Genomic DNA, 24,197 nt, shown 5'->3' with positions numbered 1-24,197 from the left:
CGGCTTTACTAGTGGGGCCACAGACAACAAAAGTGGAATGGGTATTTGCTGTTGTGGGCTGCCTGCTCATGGTGCTACTTACACTTTGGCTGATCACCTCCGGGATTGGATCACCGGCTATGTGCTTTTTCCCTAACCTAACAGTGATTCTTATCCCCCGAACGCTAAGGCCACAGCGGTAATCACGGACCATGCCAGCATGGCTCGTCCGGTGAGCCCCAAAACTGGGATCAGTGCGGGGCCGAGGGCCCCGGAACGGATCGGCCTGGAGGCGGGCACCAATAAAACAGCGGACGCAAGTCCAACCAACGCCCACGGGGTGCAGAGGACACTGAGCAGCAGCGATGCGCCCAGCGGCATGGCGGCGAGGATGAGCCAGAGGCGGCGTGTCCCGGCATCACCAAGGCGCACAGCCAGAGTGATCTTCCCGGCCTCGGTGTCTGTCGGGATGTCACGCAGATTGTTGGCCAGGTTCACGGCGGCGGAAATGGAACCGACGGCAATGGCCGTCGTCAAGCCAGCGAGCGAAACGCGCCCAGCCTGCGTGAACTCCGTGCCACACACGGCGACCAAGCCGAAGAAGGTAAAGACGGCGACCTCGCCCAACCCACGGTAACCATAGGGGTTGGAGCCACCCGTGTAGAACCACGCCGCGAGGATACAGACCAGGCCGACCAGGATCAGCCACCAGGCGGACGCCAGAGAAAGCGCAATGCCAAGGACACCGGCCACACCGAAAGCAATGAACGCAGCCCGTTTCACAGAAGCGGGCGCAGCGATTCCGGAGCCGGTGAGGCGGAGTGGACCAGTGCGATCCTCATCAGTGCCCTTAATGCCATCCGAATAATCATTGGCGTAATTCACACCGATAATCAGCGCCCACGACACCCCAGCCGCGAGCAAAGCCCGCCACCAGCTAAAACCACCCTGAAACGCTGCAGCCCCCGAACCAGCAATAACCGGCGCGAAAGCATTAGCCCAGGTATGGGGGCGGGCGGCCTGAAACCATTGAGACGCAGAAGGCATAACTTCACATACTACTAGGGCAGTTCCCAGGAACCGCGGGTAGTGTAGTCAAAAGCCAAACAGACAAGGAGTCGCTGCATGATGTGGATCGGATACGCACTAGGGCAAATCGCCAGCTTCTTCCTCACGTGCTTCCGCATCATCCCACTGTTCATCGCCAATAGGCTATCGCGCACAAAAATCCCGCAAGAGGGCGACGTCATCATTTCGCTGACCACGCACGGCAAACGACTGACCAAGGTGTATCTCACCCTGGAGTCCATCGCGCGTGGCTACGAAAAGGCCCCCATCGTGCTGTGGCTCGACGAACCCGACTTCAACTCCGAATACCCAGAGACCCTGAAACGCCTGATCAAACGCGGCCTGCAGGTGAAATGTTCCGACGGCCGCTATGGACCCCATACCAAATACTGGGGCCAATTCCGCGAGGTCGCCGGCACCGGAACCCGGGTTGCCACCATCGATGACGACATGATTTACCCCGAATGGTTCCTGCAGAACCTCCTATTCATCGGGGACCTGCGCAACGATGTAGTGATCGCTTACCGTGCCCACCGCATCGAACTGCGCGATGACAAAATGATGCCCTACGCCAAATGGTCCGCGGCCGACACCTGCCAGGCCAGCTTCCTTCACTTCGCCACTGGCGTCTCCGGTGTGCTGTACCCAGCCTCCTACATCCAGTACGTGGTGGACCAAGGCGATGTTTTCATGAACCTCACCCCGCGCGCCGACGACGTGTGGCTCCACGTCTGCGCGCTTCGCTCCGGGCACCCAATCCGCCAGGTCTACGCGCAGCCACGGCACTTTGCTGTCATCCCATCTACGCAGGTAGGGGCCCTGGTAGTAGGAAATACCCTGATGGGTGGCAACGACGAGCAGATCAAGAAGGTGTACACCGAGGAAGATGTGGCGCTGCTACGCGAGTGCTCGAGGAAGGAAGACTAACCGTAAGTAAAATTCGACATTTTGAGCCGTTTTCGCGCCTCACAGAACGAAGAAATGTCGAATTTTACTTACGCTCCGTCAGCAGCTTCGTCACCTTCATGCGGTCCACTTTTCCCGGTCCGGTGAGCGGAAGCTCGTCCAGATGCAGCAGCTGCTTAGGGAGCTGCCATCGTTGCAGCTCATCAAGTCCCTCGATGACATCGCCCGGTGTGGCCTTACCTGTGTAGGCGGCCACGATTTTCTGCCCCAGTCGCTCATCGGACACCCCAACCACGCATGCGCCTGTCACACCGGGGACGTTGAGCAACGCCTCTTCCACTACCTCCGGATGAATCTTGAGCCCACCGGTAATAATCACATTGTCTAGTCGACCCGTCACCCGCAACACTCCTTCGGTGAGGACGCCAGAATCCGAGGTAGCAAACCACCCGGGTTCCGCGAAAGCCTCATGGTCTGGGGCATTGCGGTAACCAGACGCGATCATCGGTCCGCCTAGGTGGATACGCTCACCGACTGTGCGTACTCGCGCGCCAGGGAGGGGCTTGCCGTTATATACACAGCCGCCTGCGGTCTCAGAGGAGCCATAGGTAGTCACCACATTGATTCCGAGTTCCCGTGCGGCTCTTAAGGTTTCGCGAGTGGCCGGCGCGCCACCGACCAAGATGGCGTCGAAAAGGCGGAGCGCTTCGATGCCCTGCAGGGTCTCCATGGCTTTGAGGAGTTGATTCGGCACCAGGGAGGTGTAGGAGCGGTCGCCCGTGCTGGCCAGCTCAGACGCTGCGGTGGAAAACGCATCCAGGTTAAAACCCGCGCTTACATCCTGGTGGGTGGGTTCGATCCCGGCGATGAGGCTGCGGACGAGCACCTGGATGCCGGCGATATGGTGTGCAGGGAGCGCCAGATGCCACTGGCCGGGCCCTCCGAGCGCTTGGTGCGTGGCATCAGCAGAGCTCACGAGGTTCAGCGGGGAAAGCATCGCCCCCTTAGGGGTTCCGGTACTGCCAGAGGTTGCCATCACCAGCGCCGTGTCTGCAATCGGTTCGCCCACGCGTTGCGACGCCCGCAGCGTCGCCTGTCGCGCACGGTCTTTCTCCGGTAGGGGGAGGAGGGAGCATTGTCCAGAAATGGCTCGCTCCAGGTCGTCCAAGATGGCGATCGGATTGTGCGCAGGGACGATAAGGGGGTCGAGGCTGAGTGATTGCACAGCAGTTAAGTGTAGAGGGTGCGTCAATACCTCTTTGATAACCATTTGATAACGTTGGAAAAAATGCCTATAAGTGCAGTGTGTTGTGGTCAAGTTTTAAGATTGTTTTCTTGGTGCGATACAGAAAACCCCAGGTATGAACCTCTCCGTGACCTTTCGCTGCGCTGGGCGTGGCCTATCATTGAACGATATAGGTTGAACACAAAAGGAATATCCGTGCTTAAAAGGTCCATTAGTATCGCAATGGCATTCGTTGGCATCATCGTTGGTGCTGGCTTCGCTTCCGGACAGGAAGCGCTCCAATTCTTCGTCGCTTTCGGGCAGTGGGGAGTTGTCGGTGCGGTCATAGCCGGTGTGTTGATGGCTGTCACCGCTATGATCGTTTTGAAATTTGGTTCTTACTTTCTTGCTGGCGAACACACCGCAGTATTTGATCGGGTCACCCATCCCATCGTTGCGCGGGTGTTGGATTACGGCATTATGGCGACCCTATTCTCAGTGGGATTCGTCATGTTCGCGGGAGCTGGCGCTAACCTACAGCAGCAGTTCGGACTGCCGATGTGGGTAGGTGCGCTGCTGATGCTGGGGCTGGTCATCGCAACCGGATTCCTGGACGTCGACCGCGTCAGTCAAGTGATTGGTATCGCCACCCCATTCATCATTTTCTTCCTGGTGCTGGCGATGGTGTTTTCTCTTCGTGACGCCCCAAGCGACCTGAGCACCCTGCAGCCCTACGCTGATTCGGTGCAAACCACTTTGCCCAACTGGTGGGTGGCATGTCTCAATTACCTCGGATTCAACATGATCGTGGCAGCGTCCATGAGCATCGTGATCGGTGGATCTCAATACGATACGAAGGCCGCTGGGTGGGGCGGGCTCTTCGGTGGCCTGATCTTCGCGGTCTTGCTCGTCGGTCTGGTGCTCTCGCTTTGGGTGGCGCTCCCAGTGGTGAGCCACGAGGATATGCCGACCCTCGCTTTGGTCAATAACGTTAATCCGCTGCTGGGCAACGTAATGGCAGTCGTTATCTACGCCATGATCTACAACACCGCGATTGGCATGTTCTACTCGATGTCTCGCCGGCTCACCGCGAACAAACCGCACCGCTTCCGTGTTGTCTATATTGCGATGGCTCTGGTCGGTTTTGTTCTCAGCTTCGTAGGCTTCAAGACTCTGGTGTCCGCCCTTTACCCACTCCTGGGTTATGTAGGTGTGATGCTCATTGCCACCCTCATCGCGGCGTACCTGCGTGGCCGAACCCGAATTAACGCGGAAATTGAGCGACGCGAGACGATGCGTACCCTCGTGTCGCGCATGCTGAATCCGGCAACCGTATTTACCCGCAGGCATGCCCGCAAGCTGCGTATTGTGGCGGAACAGTCTCCGGTGAGTAATGAGGAACTTCGGGAGGCCGTGCTCCTGGAGGTGGCTGACGAGCTGGCAGCCGATGACAACGTCGATTTCACCGACGAGCAGGCTGCCAAACTGCGTGAGAAGCTAGCGGAGGAAGCGGAGCAGAACCTTAAGGAAGCTGCAGCGAACACCGCTGGCCAATCGCCAGATGATGAAGAGCGACCCGATAGTGAAACCGGGTCAACTCGCCCGCTAGCGCTGCACTAGTAGTAGTAAGGGAATTCGGTCCAATCCGGATCGCGCTTTTCCAAGAAACTGTTTTTACCTTCCACGGCCTCATCGGTCATGTAAGCCAAACGGGTGGCCTCACCTGCGAAGACTTGCTGGCCCATGAGGCCGTCGTCGGTGAGGTTGAAGGCAAACTTCAGCATGCGCTGCGCGGTGGGGGATTTGCCGTTGATTTCGCGCGCGACCTGGATAGCCTCTGCTTCAAGCGAGGCGTGGTCCGCCACGATATTCACAGCTCCCATGCAGTGCATAGTTTCGGCGTCGTAGGTGCGACCGAGGAAGAAGATCTCCCGGGCAAACTTTTGCCCGACCATTTTGGCCAGGTAAGCCGAGCCGTATCCGGCGTCGAAGGAGCCGACATCGGCGTCGGTCTGCTTAAATTTGGCGTATTCGCGGGAGGCGATGGTCAGGTCGCACACCACGTGCAGGGAGTGCCCGCCACCGGCCGCCCAGCCATTAACGACGGCGATGACCACCTTCGGCATGGTGCGGATGAGGCGCTGAACTTCCAGAATGTGTAGGCGCCCGCCTTCGGCTTTGGTGCGTATTTCATCGACTGTGTCTGCGGTTTCGCCGGAGGCGTAGCGGTACCCCGAGCGACCGCGGATGCGCTGGTCACCTCCGGAACAAAATGCCCAGCCACCGTCTTTTTCGGAGGGGCCGTTACCGGTGAGGAGAACGGTTCCCACATCTGGGGTGCGGCGGGCGTGGTCAAGGGCGCGGTAGAGCTCGTCCACGGTGTGGGGGCGGAAGGCGTTGCGTACTTCTGGGCGGTCGAAGGCGATGCGCACGATGCCGTCGGCACGAGTTGTGCCAACGTGGCGGTGGTAGGTGATGTCGGTGAGGTCTTCGAAGCCTGCGACGGGTTGCCATTGGGTGGGGTCAAAGGGATTAGTCATGGTCTCTACTGTATGTGGTTCCCGTCCTGCGCCGCGGAAGCTCACTATCTGCTGCCTCCCCCTGGCAGGAGATGGTGGCTTCCGCGGCCTGCTCCATTGCTGCAATGCGCCCCCAAAGCTCCCCCGATGTTGCTTCACATTGCAGTGTGCAACTTCTCATCCTGCCCCCGTCAGGTGAGTGACATCACCTTGCGGTGTTGCGCTGATGTCTGAAATAAGTATGACGTGTTGATAACGATGTTCGGTGGTGAGATGTGTGAATTTCATCCCTGTTATTTGCAATGGCCTATGTCTGCTGGGAGTGTTGCCACCGATAGGGACATTTGTTCCACAAAAGCGGTGAGTATCAAGTCCCCTAAGCGGGGGATTAAGTGTGACTTGATGGTTTGCGAATTACAGCTAGGGTGAAAGTCATTACCCATCTACAAGAAAGTAGCCCAATGATTCCCTCCCTGGATGAGCTCATCGAACGCTCTCACGTAGTTTCACTGCCAATGCGGGTGAAATTCCGCGGTATCACTACCCGGGAGGCCCTCCTCATTGAGGGACCGGCCGGCTGGGGAGAGTTCAGCCCGTTCAAGGAGTACGAGCCAGCAGAGGCAGCAAACTGGCTAGCCTGCGGTATTGAAATGGCCTACCAGGGGCCGCCCCTAGCGCTCCGGGACACAGTGGAAGTCAACGCAACCATCCCTGCGGTAGCTCCGGAAATGGTCCCCGAACTGCTGGAACGATTTCCCAGCTGCATGACCGTGAAAGTGAAAGTGGCAGAAAAGGGACACACGCTGGACATGGATCGCACCCGTGTCGAAGCAGTCAGAGCAGCCCGCCCTGGTGTGAAAGTGCGTATCGATGCCAACACTGGTTGGAGCGTAGACCAGGCAGAAGAGGCTGCCAAGACCTTCGGGCCACTTGATTACCTGGAACAACCCTGCGCCACCCTGGCGGAGTTGAAAGAGCTGCGCACTCGCCTCATTAGGCAGGGGATTTTCCAGCGCATCGCCGCGGATGAGTCGATCCGCAAAGCCGACGACCCATTTCGGGTGCTTGAGGCGCGCGCTGCGGATGTGGGCGTCGTTAAGGCAGCGCCATTGGGTGGGGTGCGCCGTCTCCTTCAGGTTGCCTCCCACCTGCGCAAACACGGCATGGACGTCACGGTTTCCAGCGCGCTTGATACTGCGGTGGGGCTCAGTGCCGGTATCGCCGCTGTTGCTGCCTTGCCGACGCACGATGACGACGATCTCATTGCCGTGCCGCCGGCACCGGCTGGGCTGGGCACCGGATCGCTCTTCCTGGAGGATGTAGCACCCGCAAGGGAGCTGGTGGATGGGCACCTGTCCGCCGACCCAGTGGCCCCGGACCCTGCTAGGCTCGCTGAGCTTCGGGCCGATCAAGATACGCGTCAGTGGTGGATCGACCGCCTGCGCGCGACGCATGCGGAATTGGCGCGACGCAACAACTAGAATATGGCCACATGACCGCTACGGATGTTGCTGCCCGAATTGTTGCTGAGCTGGTTGCCAGTGGAATGACTGACATCGTTGCGTGCCCCGGCTCGCGCAACGCCCCGCTGCTGCTGGAGCTGGCCAGGTCCCCGCTCAAGCTGCACATGCGTATCGACGAACGCAGCGCCGCCTTCCTCGCCCTCGGCATCGCCCGAGTGCAAAAGCGCCAGGTAGCTGTAGTGATGACATCCGGTACCGCGGTGGCGAACACCCTGCCCGCGGTGATCGAAGCGCACCTGACCAACACGCCTCTGATGATCCTGTCAGCGGATCGCCCGCGCTATTTCGTTGGCACTGGCGCCTCCCAAACCATCGAACAGTGTGGGCTGTTCGAGCCGTATGCCACGACCTTCGGCATCGATGTGGAGACCCGACCGGAGACCGCCGCCGTCACTGTGCGCCGCGCGCTCGCTCGCCCGGTCTCCCATGTGAACGTGGCGTTCCGTAACCCGCTGGTGGGCGAGGCTCCTGAGGTCACCGCAGACGTCCACGACATCTCGCTTGGTCACACCGACTGGGGCGTAGCTGATATTGACCTTTCCAAAAACACTTTGGTCATCGCAGGCGACGGTGCCTGGCAGGTCCCCGGCCTGGAGGATGTACCCACCATCGCCGAACCAACCGCACCGGCGCCACACAACGCGGTGCATCCACTCGCAGCCCACGTGTTCCACAAACCTCAGGTGTCCGCCGAGGACTATGTGGTGCACACCAAGCCAGAGCAGATCGTGGTGGTAGGGCACCCAACTTTGCACCGTGGGGTGCTCAAACTGACCCAGGATAAGGACATCGATATCACCGTGCTCACCCGCACGGCAAACTACACCGACCCGACCGGGGCGGCGCGCCGGGTGGCATCCACGGTGCGTGTCACCGGGCAGCCGTCCACGCAGTGGCTGAAAATCTGTGAAGCCGCAGGCCAGCTCGCTGCGGATGCGGTGCGGGACGGGTTGGAAAGCTGCGCAGACTTCACCGGGCTGCATGCCGCTGCCGCGATCGCAGATACCTTGGGGGTGGGGGACACCCTGGTCGTTGGGGCGTCCAACCCGATCCGCGATGTTGCCTTCGTCGGCTTGCCTTTCGACGGCGTGTCTACCTACTCCCCGCGCGGCGCAGCCGGAATCGACGGAACCGTCAGCCAGACCATCGGGATTGCGCTGGCCACCCAAGCACAATACCCAGCTGAGATTCGGGCGCCCCGGACCGTTGCCCTGCTCGGCGATGTCACCTTCTTGCACGACATTGGGGGACTGCTGATCGGGCCGGACGAACCGCGCCCAGAAAATCTCACCATCGTGGTGGCTAACGACAACGGCTGCGGCATTTTTGAAACCCTGGAACAAGGCGCGGAAGAATACCGTGACCGCTTCGAGCGGGTCTTCGGTACGCCACACGATGTGAACCTTGCTGAGCTTTGTGCTGGTTACGGCGTCGGCTACGAGCGGGCGGAAAGTGTGCAGGAGCTCGTCGATAAGCTGCTCGATGACATTGAGGGACCGCCACAGTTTCGTGTGATCGAAGCAGTGACCACCCGCGATGGGCGACGTGACCTGCACGAAGAGATCGCCAAGGCCGTAGCCTGGTAGTCATGCACCGCATTCACCGCAGGGTCACCCAGCTTGTTCTCGCGCTCTACCTGTGCGCAGTAGTCGGTAGTGCGGCGCTCGTTATTGGGCCGCTGCTCAACGATCGTGAGATTGCCCAGAACCATGGGCGGGCACTTGCTCGCGTCACCTCAGTGACATCCTTTCGCACCACAATCGACTACCAAGACGAAGCAGGTCTCTTCCACGCCCCCAAAACTGGAGTGCTTTACCCCGGCGGGCTAGGGGAGGGCCAGCGGGTGTGGGTCGAGTATTCCAAACGTGACCCTGAGCTGGTGAAGGTGCAAGGGCGCAATTGGACTCTGGCATTGCTACCCGCCGCAAGTGTGTTCCTCATCTCAACTGCCGTGTTTGCGCTGCTCCTCACCCTGCTGGGGTGGTGGCGTAAGCGTCTCAACCTGCGCGCCGCGCTGTTGGAAGGGGGCTAAGAGTTAGGATTGCGGTTCGAAACGTTTGCCGGAATGTTTCCCTAACTTAACCTTCTGACAAGGTTGTGGTGGCTTTCAAAGGAGAGTATGGATTCCATGCGAGTTGCAATTGTTGCTGAGTCCTTCCTTCCAAATGTCAATGGCGTCACCAACTCGGTGTTGCGCGTGCTGGAACACCTGCACGAGCATGGCCACGAGGCCCTGGTGATCGCACCAGGCGCCCGCGACTTCGAGGAAGAGATCCCGTCCTACCTTGGGTTCGAGATTTTCCGTGTCCCCACGATCATGGTGCCACTGATCAACTCCCTCCCAGTGGGCGTGCCCATCCCGGCAGTCACCCAGGCGCTTCGCAACTTCAACCCGGATATCATCCACCTCGCCTCACCATTCGTGCTTGGTGGCGCTGGGGCGCTGGCCGCACGTCAGCTCCGCATCCCGGCGATCGCGGTGTACCAAACTGATGTGGCGGGATTTGCCACGAAGTACAAGCTCACCCCGTTGGCTGCGGCGAGCTGGGAATGGACTCGCACGCTGCACAACATGTGTCAGCGCACGCTCGCACCTTCCTCGGTGACCATCGCCGAGTTGGAAGCGCACGGGATCAATGAGATCTACCACTGGGGTCGTGGTGTCGACACCGTCCGGTTCCACCCTTCCAAGCGCAGCGAAGAGCTCCGCACTACCTGGGACCCCACCCGTTCCAAGCGGATCGTCGGATTCGTCGGGCGCCTGGCTGCGGAAAAGGGAGTAGATCGCTTGGCTTCGTTGGCGGATCGGGATGACTTGCAGCTCGTTATTGTGGGCGATGGGCCGGAGCGGCAACACTTGGAATCCCTGCTCCCGACGGCAGTGTTTATGGGAGCCTTGGGAGGGGAAGACCTGGCTCGCGCATACGCCAGCCTGGACCTATTCGTCCACACCGGCGAGTTCGAAACGTTCTGTCAAGCGATTCAGGAGGCCCACGCCTCCGGCATCCCGACCATCGGACCGCGCGCGGGTGGCCCCATTGACCTCATCACCCCAAGTGTGGATGGGGATTTGCTCGATGTGGAGACCTTCTCTGAGGAGCTTCCAGACGCCGTCGACGCGATTTTGGACCCACGGCGCTACGATCGTTTCGCAGCCGCATCCCGCAATACCGTGCGGACCAAGACTTGGTCGAGCCTGTGCGAGCAGCTCATAAAGCACTATGACGCCGTGATCGAGCAGTCCAAACGCGTGCCGCTCACCATCTTTGGCCCACGTCCAGAGCTCCCACTGTGGGCAGCGAAGGCACTGGGCGCGCGAATCAGCTAGCGCGCACTTCGGCTACATTTAAGGGCGTGGCTAAAAAAGGAATTAAGGCAACTCTGGACAAGCAACCCGTTGACGTGGCCCGGATGTTTGACCAGGTAGGCAAGAAGTACGACATCACCAACACCATCCTCACCTTGGGGATCGATGCCCACTGGCGTCGCCGGACCCGGGAGCGCCTGGCGCTGCGACCCGGAGAACTGGTGCTGGATCTTGCCGCCGGCACGGCCGTGTCTACCGTCGAACTAGCCAAGTCCGGCGCCACCTGTATCGCCTGCGATTTTTCCTTAGGGATGCTGGCTGCTGGCAAGCACCGCGATGTTCCCAAAGTGGCCGGCGATGGTATGCAGCTGCCGTTCCGGGACAATACGTTTGATGCCGTGACCATTTCCTACGGCCTGCGCAACATCCATGACCACGAGGCTGCGATCCGGGAGCTCGCGCGCGTCACCAAGCCAGGTGGTCGGCTATGCATCGCCGAGTTTTCCACCCCGATTGTGCCGGTATTTTCCCAGGCTTACGCCCTCGTGCTGCGGGTACTGCCAGCGATTGCACGCGCCGTCAGTTCCAACCCCACCGCCTACGAGTACCTCGCTGACTCCATTCGTGCCTGGCCGGATCAGGAAGAACTCGCCCGCCGGATCAACAACAATGGTTGGGCAGGCGCGGGATGGCAGAACCTCACCCTCGGAATCGTGGCGCTGCATTCTGCGGTTAAGCCTTAGGACCAGAGCGGGGTGTTGTGGCGTCGTGAAGCAAGCAGGTGCCCGGCGCCACGCCACACGCGGGCGACCACGTCGCGGTCTTCGTCGGTGATGAGGTTGCCCATTAGCCGTGCTGCGGAGTTCATTACGCCGGGCACCCGCAACCCCACCGGACCGAACACCGGCAGGAACTGCGGGTAGGTGAGGGCGCGAGCCAGGGTCCGGGCCAACAGGAAGGCTTCACCGTAGTGTTCCCGCAGCGTAAACGGCCACACGAGAGAAAGATCCTTACCTTGGGAGCAGAGCTTGATAGCGAGCTCGGCGGTCTCCAGAGCGTAGTCGATGCCCTCGCCATTGAGCGGGTTGACGCAGGCAGCGGCATCGCCGATCAGGGCCCAGTTCGGGCCCGCAACACCCGACACCGCGCCACCCATGGGGAGCAGCGCGCTCGCGACATTCTCCGGCTCCCCAAGCTGCCACTCCTCGCGTACCGACGCCGCGTAGCTGCGCAGCAGTTTCTTGGTATTGACGCGGGCCGGACGCGCGTCAGTCGATAGCGCGCCACAGCCAACATTCGCGTAGCCGGTGCCGAGCGGGAAAATCCACCCATAGCCGGGTTGCACGTCGCCGTCGGAGGACCGCAGCTCCAGGTGCGAGTGGATCCACGGCTCATCGCTCATCGGGGTAGAGCAGTAGGAGCGCGCAGCAATCCCATACACTTCACCGCGGTGCCACCTGCGCCCCAGCAGCTTGCCGAACGTCGAGCGCACCCCATCAGCCACGATGACATAACGGGGATGCACGCGCTTTACGACGCCATCCACCCGCACCTGAACCTCAGAAATTTGCCCGTGCGCGAGCGTTGGTTCCCCGGCCTCAGCCCCGAACCATACCGTGACCCCGTCTTGGGTGAGGGCATGCTGCACCAACAGGTTGTCGAACTCGGTGCGGGGCATGGCTGAGCCAACGTCGCCAAAGGTCGACTGGGGCCAGGGGGCCTCGATGGAACCGCCGAAACCATGAAGCTTGAGGCCGCGGGAGGAGTAGCGCTGTGTGATCTGCTTCGCTAGGCCGATTTTCTCCAACTGGTGCATGGCACGAGGGGTGAGGCCGTCGCCGCAGGTCTTGTCGCGTGGGAAGGAAGCGGCGTCGATAAGCAGCGCAGAAAGCCCCTGCTTAGCGGCGTAAAAGGCGGCGGCGGCGCCAGCTGGGCCGGCCCCTATGATCAGGACATCCGTTGAGAAGATTGCACTCACGTCTTCCATTGTGACAAGTTCAAAGCAGAAACACTCACCCAGGGTGTGTATGTCGGAATTGTTTAAGCTACCGTAGATACCTAACTAGTTAATCCGTTTGGCCTCTCTTGCAGGGGGGCGCAGTATAGATCGAGGGCTACGACGAATGAGCAACGGCCAAGCCGGCTTGCCTAACACTGGTGAAAAACCAGAACAGCTTGTCACCCAAGTGACCGCCACCGCAGGAAATACCACGCAGGTTTCCTTGGGTGACCCGGAATTGACCGCCTCGATCACAGCAGGCCTCAGCCAGGTGGAGGAACTCCTGCGACAGGAGCTGTCTCGCGGTGAGGACTTCGTTACGGATAAGGTTCTCCACCTCGCCCAAGCTGGGGGTAAGCGTTTCCGCCCGATGTTCGCCCTCATCGCGTCCCAGTATGGTTCCGCGCCGTGTTCGCCAAAGGTCATTTCCGCGGCGACGATCGTTGAGATGACGCACCTGGCCACCCTGTACCACGACGACGTCATGGACGAAGCCGACAAGCGTCGCGGGGTTGACTCCGCCAACGCGAGGTGGAATAACTCTGTTGCCATTCTCGCTGGTGACATTCTGCTGGCCAACGTTTCCCGAATCATGGCCGAACTTGGGGTGGAAACTGTCGCGCACTTCGCAGAAACCTTCCATGACCTGGTCACCGGGCAGATGCGCGAGACCGTCGGTGCCCGTGGCGGGGACCCCATCGAGCATTACATGGACGTGATCAAGGAAAAGACCGGCGTGCTCATCGCCTCCGCCGGATACCTGGGAGCGTTGCATTCCGGTGCACCCGAGCCGATTCGAACGGCGCTGAGCAAGTTCGGCTACGACATCGGCATGGTGTTCCAGATTGTTGACGACATCATCGACATCTTCTCCGACTACACCCAATCCGGAAAGAACCCAGGCACTGACCTGCGCGAAGGTGTCTTCACCCTCCCCGTGCTCTATGCGCTCGCAGAGGAAGGTGAAGTGGGCGACGCGCTGCGCGCTAAACTCACCGGCCCGATCGGTGGCGATGACGCCCTCCTCGCCGAGGTACTCGATCTGCTCGCAAAGTCCACCGGCCGCGAGCGGGCACGTGCCGACGTCCACGCACTGCTTGCCGACGCCGAAGCCCAACTCGATCTCCTCCCAGCAGGCGCAGCCACCGAAGCGCTCCGCACGCTCGCTAAGATCACCGTCTCCCGAGTCGGATAAAAATAGCTAATGACCTGCCGATTTGCTTAAGTCGGTGGTGTTCGTAGTAGAGTGTGTAACGCACCTTGAGTGCGAGCCAGATTGCCCGAGCGGCCAAAGGGAGCGGATTGTAAATCCGTCGGCATTGCCTACGTTGGTTCGAATCCATCATCTGGCACAACCACAACCCGCCTTTCTAGATTTTCTAGGAAGGCGGGTTTTTGGTTGATTGGTAAGGGTTAAGCGCCCCTCCAGGTGCATGTTTTGCTCCTTTTGTACCCGCCTCATTATCTGCCCCATGTTAGGTGATCTGCTACTGCATAATGCCAGGTGGTGGTAGGGGGATTTTTCGTAGCATGGGGCAGATTTGTTTGGTGTGCACTCCTAAGGAGGGGTGTGGTTACCGGGTTAATATCTGCCCCGTGTTAGGCACTCTGCTACTGCATAATGCTAGGTGGTGGTAGGGGGATTTTTCGTAGCATGGGGCAGATTTGTTTGGTGTGCACTCCTAAGGAGGGGCAGCAGTAAAAATGGAAGTTAGACGTCCCGCAACCAACTCGACATGGCTGTTAATCTGGTGCATTGTCACTTAAAAAATAGCCTCTCACCACGCGATTTGTTTATTGCAGTGTTATCCGGTTATTCTTTTGAAGGCTTCAACGGAGCGGGCAGGTAAAACTGCCAGGCACAAGAGAAGCTGTGCCCCCTTAGCTCAGTCGGCAGAGCGTTTCCATGGTAAGGAAAAGGTCGACAGTTCGATTCTGTCAGGGGGCTCTGTTCTTTTTTCAGTCCTGTGCTGATTAATGAACGTGGCGGTGTAGCTCAGTGGTAGAGCAAACGACTCATAATCGTTGTGTCGCGAGTTCAATTCTCGCCATCGCTACCGAAGCACATGTGTGCGGGGTCCTTACGCGAGAGTGTGAGGACTCTTTGCACAGTTGCTTCGATATTGAAAGTCACCTTGGTGGCTGGCCTTATTTGAATTTAGGTCAGTTTCAGCTAGAGTGGTTCCGTATCGCTCGTTGCGAGTGGTGCATGAAGGGGCGTAGCTCAATTGGCAGAGCAACGGTCTCCAAAACCGTAGGTTGCAGGTTCGATTCCTGTCGCCCCTGCAAGGAAACCTTCATCAGTAAAATCCAAGGAGCTTAGGTGTCTGAAGATCGTCAACCAGGAAATGCGGCGGCTGCTGCTCGCCCTGCTGGTAAGCGTCAGGTCACTGGAGTTTCTACCACCTCTTCCGCACAGATCGCAGCTAAGAAAGCTTCCGCTAAGAGCGCTGGTGAAGATCAAGTTGGTGGTGGCGTTGCCACTTTCTTCCCCGAGGTTGGCTCGGAGCTGAAGAAAGTTATTTGGCCCACTGGCAAGCAAATGGTCACCTACACCATCGTGGTTTTCCTCTTCCTCATTCTTGTGACTGCACTGGTATCCGGAGTGGATTTCCTTGCTGGTCTCGGAGTTGAAAAAATCCTCGCCGGATAGTTAAACTAAACACCCAGATAATCCCGCCGAGTACCCCAAGGGTACGGCGGGATAATTTATTGCCCATGCCTTCCGGGTAGGATGGCTAACAACTGGCTTAACCCTCAAGCAAGAAAGTGCACAATGAGCGACGAATTTACGCCTGAGACGGATCTCGATACCGATCTGACTGATGCCGCCGAGGCTGCTGACGCGAAAGAGCAAGCAAGTGATGCTGAGCTGGCGCAGGTTGCTGAAGCTCTCGGTGATACTGAGGCAACTGCGGAAGATGCTGCTCTCGCCGAATACAAAACCCGCCTTCGTGCCTACATCCGTGAGCTGAAAAAGCTACCCGGCCAGTGGTACATCATCCAGTGCTACTCGGGGTACGAAAACAAGGTGAAGGCCAACCTGGACATGCGCGCCCAGACCCTTGAAGCGGAAGACTCGATCTTCGATGTGGTTGTGCCTATCGAAGAAGTAACTGAGATTCGTGACGGCAAGAAGAAACTGGTCAAGCGTAAGCTGCTGCCGGGTTACGTCCTCGTGCGCATGGAAGTTAACGATCGCTCCTGGTCTGTCGTTCGCGATACCCCAGGCGTCACGTCCTTCGTCGGCAACGAAGGCAACGCGACCCCAGTGAAGCACCGCGACGTCGCTAAGTTCCTCATGCCACAGACCGCACCTGCGGAGGGCGACGTGGAGCAGACCACCGCTGACGGCGAGAAGGTTATCGCCCAGCCAGTATCTGAAGGGGCTAAGGCGCCTCAGGTGGACTTCCAGGTCGGCGAGGCTGTCACCATCCTCACAGGTGCGCTTGCATCCGTGTCGGCCACGATCTCCGAGATCGATGCAGAAAACGGCAAGCTGCAGGCTCTGGTATCTATCTTCGGTCGCGAGACCCCAGTGGAGCTCACGTTCGATCAGGTGGAAAAGATCTCCTAACTACGGCGTCGGTAAGCCCGCTACAGCAATTTGGTGCTGCGGCGGGCTTTGCCGTATGGTAGAGCATCGCGCGTAAAACTTTTCGCGCCCATAATCATCCCCGGTGGCTCACGCATGTGGGCATCCGGACGTCTATTTCGAACAACATCGATGGCGAAATAGGCGGTACCACGGAAAGAAGGTTTAATCGATGGCTCCTAAGAAGAAGGTCTCCGGCCTCATCAAGCTGCAGATTCAGGCTGGTCAGGCTAACCCTGCACCACCAGTTGGCCCAGCACTCGGTGCTCACGGCGTCAACATCATGGAATTCTGCAAGGCTTACAACGCTGCGACTGAAAACCAGCGCGGTAACGTGGTCCCAGTTGAGATCACCGTCTACGAAGACCGCTCCTTCACCTTCAAGCTGAAGACCCCACCTGCTGCGAAGCTGCTGCTCAAGGCTGCTGGCCTGCAGAAGGGTTCCGGCGTTCCTCACACCCAGAAGGTCGGCACCGTGACCATGGATCAGTGCCGCGAGATCGCCACTACCAAGAAGGAAGACCTCAACGCTAACGACGTCGAGGCAGGCGCACGCATCATCGCCGGCACCGCCCGCTCCATGGGCATCGTCGTCGAGGGCGAATAAGCACTCGCTTAACGACGCCCATAGGGCGTCATTCCTGTGGCAGGGCCAGCTCCGGCCCGCACACACCACACAAATCAGTTAAGGATTTTTCACAATGAGCAAGAACTCTAAGGCATACAAGGCTGCTGCTGAGCTGATCGACGCCGGCCGCATCTACTCCCCACTCGAGGCTGCAAAGCTGGTCAAGGAGACCTCCTCCAAGAACTTCGACGCATCCGTCGACGTTGCCATCCGCCTGGGCGTTGACCCACGTAAGGCTGACCAGCTCGTTCGCGGCACCGTTAACCTGCCACACGGCACCGGTAAGACCGTCCGCGTTGCAGTCTTCGCTGAGGGCGAGAAGGCAACCGAGGCTGAAGCAGCAGGCGCAGACATCGTTGGCACCACCGAGCTGATCGAGCAGATCACCGCTGGCACCATCGAGTTCGACGTTGCTATCGCAACCCCAGACCAGATGGCCAAGGTTGGTCGCGTTGCCCGCGTCCTGGGCCCACGTGGTCTCATGCCTAACCCTAAGACCGGTACCGTGACCACCGACGTTGCTAAGGCAATCGAAGAGGTCAAGGGCGGCAAGATCTCCTTCCGCGTGGACAAGGCTTCCAACCTGCACGCACTGATCGGTAAGGCTTCCTTCGACGCTGAGAAGCTGGCTGAGAACTACGGCGCGCTCATCGACGAGCTGCTGCGCCTCAAGCCATCCTCCGCCAAGGGTGTCTACCTGAAGAAGATCACCATGTCTTCCACCACCGGCCCAGGCCTGCCAGTGGACACCAGCGTTCAGAAGAACTACGCAGGTTAATCCCTATCTCTGAAAGTCCTCGCCTCCAAGCGAGGACTTTTTACTTTCCCGGGAACAATCTCCGTGGTGCAGGCATCTTACTTTCGATACAAAAACTGTATTCGATCTGTTATCACGCCGTTGACGTGCAGAAACGAGCGGATTACTGGCCAAAGGTCGCAGAGATGTGAAATCGTTTCTCAGCGCGACACGGTGAGCCTTGATAATCTGACATTCTGTCTCAACTACTAGTAAGGAAGAAATTGTGACTACACCGCAGAACCCATTCCAGGACAACAACTCTGGCAACGAGTATGGCCAGGGGAATAACAACAACCCTTACAGCCAGAACTCGGGCGATGCTTACAGCGCAGCTGGTAGCTACCCGAATTCCGGCTACTCTGATCAGCCACTGATGGACGAACGCCCTCAAAACTACCTTGTTTGGGCGATCTTGGCCACTGTCTTGTGCTGTGTACCAACCGGTATCGCGTCGATCGTGTTCGCTACTCAGGTCAACAGCAAATGGGATATGGGCGACAGGGAAGGCGCCCGCAATTCTGCAAACAAGGCAAAGCTGTGGGCAATCATCTCTGTGGTGGCCGGCATTATTGTTGGCATCGTCAGCATCGCCGTGCAGTACTCACTCGGTGACCTTGGTTCCTCCGTCTAGTCTCAGGTGAGTCGGCTAACTTCACATCCGGTTGCTCCGCTTTTCGTTGGTGCTACGGCAGTCTGTGGCTGCGTTGCTGTCGCAGTCGCAGACCCAGAAACCCCTGGTGGTGTGATCCCAGTGTGTCCGACTAAGGCATTGCTGGGAATCAACTGTCCGGGGTGTGGCTCCATGCGAATGATTCAGTGCCTCACGCAATTACGCTTTAGCGATGCGCTTCGTTACAACGCCCTCGGGCTCCTCTTCGTTCTTATCTTGATTTGGGCGTGGGTGGCTTGGTTGGGAAAAACTTGTGGGAAGAAGATCCCTGACTTTTTGCAATGGAAGCATGCACCTGTCGTCGTCGGGGTGCTCATCGCCGTGTGGTTTGTGATCCGAGTACTGCCGTTTGAACCGTTTCGCAGTTTGCAGGTGTAAAACCCACTGGGCTGGCGATTTGTGTTTTCCGCTAGGTAACGGCTAGAGTACCTAGCGAAGTTTGAACCGCCGTGCCAAACGGCGTAGCTCAAGTTTCACCGAAGACCGTTGGTCACCTCACTTCAGAGGTCGAAGGAATTCCCACTAGGGGATCGGCCCACGCAGGAGTAACTAGAGTCCATCCTCACAGTATGTGAGTTTGTTCCCTGTGCTCTTGCACGGGGTTTTTTGTTTGTTCAAGAAACCTCGGCGGACAACGTACATATACATGAGGAAGGAGGCGAAGTAATGGCAAACGCAAAGAACACCGCTGCTCTGGCAGAGCTGAAGGAGAAGTTCGCAGCTGCGAACTCGATCGTCCTGACCGAGTACCGTGGCCTGACTGTGGCACAGACCACCGTACTGCGTCGTGCTCTGGGCTCTGATGTCCAGTACTCCGTCGCCAAGAACACCATGATCAAGCTGGCTGCTAAGGAAGCTGGCATTGAAGGTCTTGATGATCTCCTTACCGGTCCTACCGCTATTGCTTTCATCAAGGGCGAGGCTGTAGATGCTGCTAAGGCACTGAAGAAATTTGGTGGCGACAACAAGGCATTCGTGGTCAAGGGTGGCTACATGGATGGCAACGCTCTGAGCGCAGCTCAGGTCGACGCTATTGCCGAGCTGGACAACCGCGAGACCACTCTCGCAAAGCTGGCTGGCGCCATGAAGGGCAACTTGGCAAAGGCTGCAGGCCTGTTCAACGCTCCTGCTTCCCAGGTCGCACGCCTCGGCGCTGCGCTGCAGGAAAAGAAGCAGGGCGAATAATTTCCCACCGCCGGGAAAACAAAACCATTTACTTCCCTGACTCACCAGAGTCACACAAACGAAAGGACTTGCCACCATGGCTAAGCTCACCAAGGACGAGCTCATTGAAGCTTTCAAGGAAATGACCCTCATCGAGCTCTCTGAGTTCGTTAAGGAATTCGAAGAGGTCTTCGAGGTCACCGCTGCTGCTCCAGTTGCAGTTGCTGCTGCAGGTGCTGCAGGTGGCGACGCTGCCGCTGCTGCTGAAGAGAAGGACGAGTTCGACGTCGTTCTCGAGGACGCTGGCGCAAAGAAGATCGGCGTTATTAAGGCTGTTCGCGAGATCGTTTCCGGCCTGGGCCTGAAGGAAGCTAAGGAGCTCGTTGAGGGCGCACCTAAGGCTATCCTCGAGGGTGCTAACAAGGACGACGCTGAGGCTGCTAAGGCTAAGCTCGAAGAGGCTGGCGCAAAGGTTACCCTCAAGTAATCTCGCTTTCTCAAGCATCAAACCCGCTCACCGTTTTGGTGAGCGGGTTTTCTATGAGGTGGCTTTTTAGGCGTGCTTTAAGAGGACAAGCTACTTCAACTGGGGGATTCTAGGTCCGACAGTATGGTGAAAGCGTTGCCGACGTTTAATACCTTGGTATCTGCAATGGCAGTTGCTGATTTCAGAAGTGCTTGTTCCAGCACTTCATTCGGAGTGGCGGGGTAGAGGCTCTTCAGAAGCGCCAATGCCCCGGCTACATGCGGTGCCGCAATGGAAGTGCCCCCTCTGTATCGGTAAGAAAACTGCTCGGGCTCTCGTTGCCCTTCTGTCGTTGCAACTGCAACATCGTCTGCATAGTCGCCACCTGGGCCGTAAATGGCCACAGTTTCTCCACCGTTAGAGGTTTTGGCTTGTCTCAATTCGAGATTGGTGGCGCCTACGTTGATGACTCCTTGGCAGTTGCCGGGACTGTAGAGTGCTGCGTCTTCGCCGTAGTTTCCAGCTGACGTGATAACGCTTACCCCTTTCTGTCTAGCAGCATCGATTGCCTCTTGCAGTCCGGGAGAGCATTCCTTGCGGAGCGCATAAGAGATGTTGATAATCTCAACCGGCGTGTCCCGGGTAACGACACCTTCGACGTCGTAACCTGCCGACCATAAGATCCCGGAGATTATGTCGCTGACCGCGGCTCCACAAGGGCCAGCTACGCGCACCGGCACGATCCTAGCCTCAGGTGCTGCACCCATGACACCGAACGGATTGCTGCCGCTATCGGCGATAGCACCAGCTACCATCGTGCCGTGAAAAGTAGAGGGAATGAATTCGTCATTGCCACATTGGCCGACTTCAGCCCAGTTTCCCGGGTCTGTCGGATCGTTGTCTCGTCCGTCGCCGTCGCGGGAGTTGGCTGGTTTAGCGATCACATCCACTCCTGGTGCTGCAGCAGAGTTAAGTGCGGGATGTGCGGTGATTCCCGAATCAAGTATTGCTATTGACACTCCAGCTCCCTTGGACTGCTTCCAAGCTTCGGGAAACCCAAAGCTCTCAATGTTCCAATGCAAGTTTGGTGTCTGCGCTGCTGCGCTCTGTTGGTGCCCAAGATAAAAGGTGCGGGTTGCATACTGCTTTTCAACGACCATTGCCTCCTCGTCTCTTTCATGCCACCGCACGTTGGAATCATTGCTTAGATGCAAGTCAAGTTCTGCGTCGGACATTCCGGGCTTTAACTCACAGTCCAGAACCGACATGCTGAGTCCCAGGTCAAGGGTAGAAACTTCCGAGCATGTCGTCTCGATGAGACTAGAAACAGTCCCGTCGAGGTCAGATGTGCGGACGATCATTTGTGTTGATCCAGCTTGTGCCTGCGCGTGAGACGGAGAAATAAAAGTTGAGTACACGACTGCAGTGGCAAGAATTGCTGTCTTCTTCATGAGGCGATCTCGTTTCGGAATATGCCAACGCAACCCACTCGAGACAAATGCTTTTCGGGACGTGTGCTTTTGACTTTTTGTGTTTCCACGTGCCGACTGTGTGGGAATTTTCTGGCTCGAAGTACCGAGCTATCTCGGACGAAGGCCATCTCTGCAGATATCATGACGATGGCAAAACTAACCAACCCCATGACGATACCAATTGAGGCATGGAATAGGAAGAACATGATAAGTGTTGGTATCCGACTCCATTTGTTGAGTACGAGGAATGGGAAGTAAATCTGCATAAACACCGTGAGGAATGACGCAGGGATCAAAACCCATTCGAAACTGAGCATGAAATTGCTTAGCCACGGTAAGTTCTGAAATTGAATTGAGGTGAGACTACGGCTAACGCCTTCTCCTGCAAGCCACGTGTCACCAGCTACTTTGGCCAAGCCGGCGATGGTATAGACGACACACACCTGAAAGACGAAGAGCATCCAGGCGCAATTTGCGATCGGCAGGTACCAGGATTGTGTTGATAGCGAGAATGGGGGACGGAGGTGAAAGCGAGCGTCGAAACTCCACACGTCTGATGCATTCGTGAAGATGAGAAAGATCAAGGCAATATGAAGGAGATTGTCGCCACCATCTGTCAAAAGCGGGTTACTATTGCACAGAGAGCGATAAGTGATGAGAGTGCCGAGGGTACTCAGGCGGGTGAGAAATCCCAGCGACATGGTAAGTGCGGTCAATGTGCAGGCACCGACAAGCAGAAGCGAGTGCCAGTCGTAGCTCACTGACGACGGGGTTGCCGATGCCGGAAGGAAACTCCGTTCTGCACCCCAGACGGAATTCCACGCCGGGATGTCGGGAACTATTGATAAGAGGATGGCAATACCGAAACCGATTCTGACCATGGCCATGCCATGGCTAGGGTAAAGCTTGGTATGTTCAAGAGTCGTTATGAGGTTACTTAATTGCATCGAAATCAACCCCACATGTTAGCGGCTTTAAAGTGCGAATCCCCGGTTTCTCGCGCTGGTTATCAAGGCCAGGAATGGGCACGGCGACTAAACGAATAGTGATGGTCCCGCCATCTTCGTGACAGCGCTTCTTAAGTTCGTTTCCTCCAAGTCTTTCCAGAGCGGCGAGGGCGAGGCGTTCATTGTCCTTGGCAAGCGATTCCACGAGAAGAGGATGACTTTCCTTGATTTCTTCGGACACCTGTGTGACTTGTTCATTGGTGGCGAGGAAGGCGAATGGCGGTACCGTTGCATTTGAAGTTTTGCTGAGTACGGTCTCCTCGCTGGATATGTATGACTGCGCGAGAGAATTCATTTCTCGGGTGGACTTCCTAGGGATGATTCCTTCGCGGCTTTGAGCGATCTCTGGACTTGTAAGGTTAGTGAATTCCTTCTGCTCGTCTTCCGATTCGTATTTTGCGAGGATACCGACATCGCTTACAGGGGCATCTGGTGCAAACAGCGTCCATCGCTGCGTGAATACAGGATCGATGATGTTGTCCACGGTAATTAGTTGGTTGCGCATGTGGCTGTCTGGAAGATTGTAGGTCACGGTTAGCAACGCGAAAGTGACAGTGGAGGCTACTCCCATCAACGTCACTCCGCGCCGAAGCCTGGAGTAAGTGGGTGTCGGCATCTCTTTATCTAAGTGGTTTCAAATCGACAATTGGAGGGAACAAAGTGCCGACTAGAGAAAACTCTAGGTTCGGCAATTTGTTAGGAAAAGACTGATCAGACCGGCTTACCAGATTCCGATCAGTTTCTTGCCTGCTTCGGTCAGTGCGCCCTTCGCCAGCTGTTTTCCGGCCCACTTTGCACCCTTGGTTACCAATGCTGGCCACTGGCCGGTGGCCATGTCTTCTGCGGTGTCTTCAGCGGTCGCAGCATCCGTCATCGCTGCATCAAAAGCGGTTGATTGATCTTGGACGGCAACGACAGGAACTTCTGCTCGCGCTGGTGCGGAGTCTTGTGCCATGGCAGCGGTCGTGCTGGAAGCGATGATGGTGACCGTTGCGAGAGTGATTACGGTGTTGCGAAGACAATTTTTCATGGTGTTCTCCTGAGATGCGAGTGGGATACATTGCGGGTCACTCGGTGACCCAGGTGTAAATATTAGAGAGAGGATATAGTTTTGCAACGACGTGAATGAAAATACCTTAAAGGTGAAATCTATTTGCATGTCAATGTTTTGAAAAATAAGAATGGCATAAAGGGCAGGCTGGGTTAGCATATTTATTAATTTTCAGGTTAGAAGTTCTGATATTGTGGAAAGTTGCAACCTTTTAAAAATGACTGCGATGGGGGCAGGTGTTGGGGGTGAATTTCCAAAAGCTTGACCGGGCCTACGTTTGACCGATTAGTGCATTTTAGTATTGTGGAATTATGGAAAATCAGTTTATCAATGTTTCTGACCTCGCTAGCAGGCTCGCTCGCTTAGAAGGAAGAGTGGAAAGTCTCGAACGGAGTGAGCGATTGCAAGTGGTTTTTCCTGGAACCAACATGGAAGCCGAGCATGTGGCGTCCAATGGGTTGTTAGGATCAGTCAGCTTTTCTGGCAATGTGGCTTTGGACGGTTCCCCGCTCAATTATCAATGGCAACGTACTGTACATTTCCTCTGCGATGAAGCATGGGATCGAAGTTTGAATCGCTTAGCAGCGCTGGCCCATCCAGTGCGTCACACGATTCTGGCTAAGTTGCTGGGACAGCCGTGCACGGTGCTTGAGCTCGTGGAACAGGGCATTGTGACTTCAACAGGTAAGGCTTATCATCATTTGGGCGAAATGCAGTCCGGTGGGTGGGTGGCTAAGGATAGTGACGGGCGATATTCCATTCCGGCCAGCCGAATTGTGCCATTGTTGGTTCTTGTTGCCGCTGCCGAGGAGCATTGAT

Annotated in this window: 25 protein-coding genes and 4 tRNA genes; 21 read left to right on the top strand and 8 right to left on the bottom strand. The window is 57.3% G+C overall.

Translation table 11 applies throughout. The annotated features are described in order from the left end of the window. Positions 1 to 150: 150 nt before the first annotated feature. Entirely contained in the window at positions 151 to 1,026 is an 876-nt protein-coding gene (locus tag HW450_RS05760) for a 1,4-dihydroxy-2-naphthoate polyprenyltransferase (RefSeq protein WP_182387022.1), read from the bottom strand. Positions 1,027 to 1,107: 81 nt separating this feature from the next. Between HW450_RS05760 and HW450_RS05755 the strand changes: the two genes are divergently transcribed. Beyond that, entirely contained in the window at positions 1,108 to 1,974 is an 867-nt protein-coding gene (locus HW450_RS05755; RefSeq protein WP_182387389.1) for a glycosyltransferase, read from the top strand. 64 nt (positions 1,975 to 2,038) lie between these two features. On the opposite strand, the gene menE is transcribed toward HW450_RS05755, so the two are convergent. Continuing rightward, entirely contained in the window at positions 2,039 to 3,178 is a 1,140-nt protein-coding gene (gene menE, locus HW450_RS05750; protein WP_232843345.1) for an o-succinylbenzoate--CoA ligase, read from the bottom strand. A gap of 216 nt (positions 3,179 to 3,394) precedes the next feature. Between menE and HW450_RS05745 the strand changes: the two genes are divergently transcribed. Next, positions 3,395 to 4,798 (top strand): YkvI family membrane protein, encoded by a 1,404-nt coding sequence (locus HW450_RS05745; protein ID WP_182387020.1) that lies wholly within the window; start codon positions 3,395 to 3,397, stop codon positions 4,796 to 4,798. Here the strand turns inward: HW450_RS05745 and HW450_RS05740 are convergent. Continuing rightward, positions 4,795 to 5,718, bottom strand: a complete 924-nt coding sequence (locus tag HW450_RS05740) for a 1,4-dihydroxy-2-naphthoyl-CoA synthase (protein ID WP_182387019.1) — start codon at positions 5,716 to 5,718, stop codon at positions 4,795 to 4,797. The genes HW450_RS05745 and HW450_RS05740 overlap by 4 nt on opposite strands. Positions 5,719 to 6,158: 440 nt before the next feature. Between HW450_RS05740 and HW450_RS05735 the strand changes: the two genes are divergently transcribed. From HW450_RS05735 to HW450_RS05715, 5 genes are all read left to right on the top strand, one after another. Then, positions 6,159 to 7,178: an o-succinylbenzoate synthase gene (locus tag HW450_RS05735; protein WP_182387018.1), complete on the top strand. Its 1,020-nt coding sequence runs from the start codon at positions 6,159 to 6,161 to the stop codon at positions 7,176 to 7,178. A gap of 11 nt (positions 7,179 to 7,189) precedes the next feature. Then, the gene (gene menD, locus HW450_RS05730; protein WP_182387017.1) at positions 7,190 to 8,806 is read left to right on the top strand and encodes a 2-succinyl-5-enolpyruvyl-6-hydroxy-3-cyclohexene-1-carboxylic-acid synthase; all 1,617 of its coding nucleotides are present in this window, start codon (positions 7,190 to 7,192) and stop codon (positions 8,804 to 8,806) included. A gap of 2 nt (positions 8,807 to 8,808) precedes the next feature. After that, positions 8,809 to 9,252, top strand: coding sequence for a DUF3592 domain-containing protein (locus HW450_RS05725; RefSeq protein WP_182387016.1), 444 nt, complete (start codon positions 8,809 to 8,811; stop codon positions 9,250 to 9,252). A gap of 96 nt (positions 9,253 to 9,348) precedes the next feature. After that, positions 9,349 to 10,548 (top strand): glycosyltransferase family 4 protein, encoded by a 1,200-nt coding sequence (locus HW450_RS05720; RefSeq protein WP_220463911.1) that lies wholly within the window; start codon positions 9,349 to 9,351, stop codon positions 10,546 to 10,548. A gap of 41 nt (positions 10,549 to 10,589) precedes the next feature. Beyond that, entirely contained in the window at positions 10,590 to 11,270 is a 681-nt protein-coding gene (locus HW450_RS05715) for a demethylmenaquinone methyltransferase (protein ID WP_407926300.1), read from the top strand. Here HW450_RS05715 and HW450_RS05710 read toward each other — a convergent pair. Beyond that, complete coding sequence (locus tag HW450_RS05710) at positions 11,267 to 12,514, bottom strand: geranylgeranyl reductase family protein (protein ID WP_182387014.1); 1,248 nt, start codon at positions 12,512 to 12,514, stop codon at positions 11,267 to 11,269. The genes HW450_RS05715 and HW450_RS05710 overlap by 4 nt on opposite strands. A 199-nt stretch (positions 12,515 to 12,713) precedes the next feature. Here HW450_RS05710 and HW450_RS05705 point away from each other — a divergent pair, with 199 nt between their 5' ends. The 13 genes from HW450_RS05705 (at position 12,714) to rplL (ending at position 19,869) form a co-directional block, all read left to right on the top strand. Then, positions 12,714 to 13,721: a polyprenyl synthetase family protein gene (locus HW450_RS05705; protein ID WP_407926299.1), complete on the top strand. Its 1,008-nt coding sequence runs from the start codon at positions 12,714 to 12,716 to the stop codon at positions 13,719 to 13,721. A gap of 75 nt (positions 13,722 to 13,796) precedes the next feature. Then, positions 13,797 to 13,878 (top strand) — tRNA-Tyr (locus tag HW450_RS05700). A gap of 523 nt (positions 13,879 to 14,401) precedes the next feature. Beyond that, a tRNA-Thr gene (locus tag HW450_RS05695) sits at positions 14,402 to 14,474 on the top strand. A gap of 37 nt (positions 14,475 to 14,511) precedes the next feature. After that, positions 14,512 to 14,583, top strand: a tRNA-Met gene (locus tag HW450_RS05690). A gap of 156 nt (positions 14,584 to 14,739) precedes the next feature. After that, a tRNA-Trp gene (locus tag HW450_RS05685) sits at positions 14,740 to 14,812 on the top strand. A 37-nt stretch (positions 14,813 to 14,849) separates the two neighbouring features. Continuing rightward, positions 14,850 to 15,179: a preprotein translocase subunit SecE gene (gene secE, locus HW450_RS05680; RefSeq protein WP_182387012.1), complete on the top strand. Its 330-nt coding sequence runs from the start codon at positions 14,850 to 14,852 to the stop codon at positions 15,177 to 15,179. Between the two features lie 123 nt (positions 15,180 to 15,302). Then, complete coding sequence (gene nusG, locus HW450_RS05675; protein ID WP_182387011.1) at positions 15,303 to 16,103, top strand: transcription termination/antitermination protein NusG; 801 nt, start codon at positions 15,303 to 15,305, stop codon at positions 16,101 to 16,103. Positions 16,104 to 16,293: 190 nt separating this feature from the next. Continuing rightward, positions 16,294 to 16,728: a 50S ribosomal protein L11 gene (gene rplK / locus HW450_RS05670; protein WP_182387010.1), complete on the top strand. Its 435-nt coding sequence runs from the start codon at positions 16,294 to 16,296 to the stop codon at positions 16,726 to 16,728. A 94-nt stretch (positions 16,729 to 16,822) separates the two neighbouring features. After that, positions 16,823 to 17,527: a 50S ribosomal protein L1 gene (gene rplA / locus HW450_RS05665; RefSeq protein ID WP_182387009.1), complete on the top strand. Its 705-nt coding sequence runs from the start codon at positions 16,823 to 16,825 to the stop codon at positions 17,525 to 17,527. A gap of 244 nt (positions 17,528 to 17,771) precedes the next feature. Further along, on the top strand, positions 17,772 to 18,179 hold the full coding sequence (locus HW450_RS13090) for a CD225/dispanin family protein (RefSeq protein ID WP_232843344.1): 408 nt from the start codon (positions 17,772 to 17,774) through the stop codon (positions 18,177 to 18,179). Positions 18,180 to 18,185: 6 nt separating this feature from the next. Beyond that, positions 18,186 to 18,596, top strand: coding sequence for a DUF2752 domain-containing protein (locus HW450_RS13235; RefSeq protein WP_182387008.1), 411 nt, complete (start codon positions 18,186 to 18,188; stop codon positions 18,594 to 18,596). 288 nt (positions 18,597 to 18,884) lie between these two features. Beyond that, a complete protein-coding gene (rplJ, locus tag HW450_RS05650) occupies positions 18,885 to 19,403 on the top strand; it encodes a 50S ribosomal protein L10 (RefSeq protein WP_182387007.1) in 519 nt (172 codons plus the stop codon). A 76-nt stretch (positions 19,404 to 19,479) separates the two neighbouring features. Then, positions 19,480 to 19,869 (top strand): 50S ribosomal protein L7/L12, encoded by a 390-nt coding sequence (rplL, locus tag HW450_RS05645; RefSeq protein WP_182387006.1) that lies wholly within the window; start codon positions 19,480 to 19,482, stop codon positions 19,867 to 19,869. A gap of 95 nt (positions 19,870 to 19,964) precedes the next feature. Here rplL and HW450_RS05640 read toward each other — a convergent pair whose 3' ends face one another. The 4 genes from HW450_RS05640 to HW450_RS05625 all read right to left on the bottom strand — a co-directional run bounded on the left by HW450_RS05640 (position 19,965) and on the right by HW450_RS05625 (position 23,357). Beyond that, positions 19,965 to 21,299, bottom strand: a complete 1,335-nt coding sequence (locus HW450_RS05640) for a S8 family serine peptidase (protein WP_182387005.1) — start codon at positions 21,297 to 21,299, stop codon at positions 19,965 to 19,967. Then, positions 21,296 to 22,267: an HTTM domain-containing protein gene (locus HW450_RS05635; RefSeq protein WP_232843373.1), complete on the bottom strand. Its 972-nt coding sequence runs from the start codon at positions 22,265 to 22,267 to the stop codon at positions 21,296 to 21,298. The genes HW450_RS05640 and HW450_RS05635 overlap by 4 nt, the downstream gene beginning before the upstream one ends. After that, positions 22,254 to 22,859, bottom strand: a complete 606-nt coding sequence (locus HW450_RS05630) for a DUF5819 family protein (protein WP_182387003.1) — start codon at positions 22,857 to 22,859, stop codon at positions 22,254 to 22,256. Before HW450_RS05630 ends, HW450_RS05635 begins: the two co-directional genes overlap by 14 nt. Positions 22,860 to 23,048: 189 nt before the next feature. Further along, on the bottom strand, positions 23,049 to 23,357 hold the full coding sequence (locus HW450_RS05625) for a hypothetical protein (protein ID WP_182387002.1): 309 nt from the start codon (positions 23,355 to 23,357) through the stop codon (positions 23,049 to 23,051). Positions 23,358 to 23,689: 332 nt separating this feature from the next. Between HW450_RS05625 and HW450_RS05620 the strand changes: the two genes are divergently transcribed. Then, complete coding sequence (locus HW450_RS05620) at positions 23,690 to 24,196, top strand: ArsR/SmtB family transcription factor (RefSeq protein ID WP_182387001.1); 507 nt, start codon at positions 23,690 to 23,692, stop codon at positions 24,194 to 24,196. The last annotated feature ends 1 nt before the right edge of the window (position 24,197 follow it).

The sequence above is a fragment of the Corynebacterium hindlerae genome (assembly GCF_014117265.1).
GTDB lineage: Bacteria > Actinomycetota > Actinomycetes > Mycobacteriales > Mycobacteriaceae > Corynebacterium > Corynebacterium hindlerae.
This window is presented reverse-complemented; position numbering and strand designations above follow the sequence as displayed.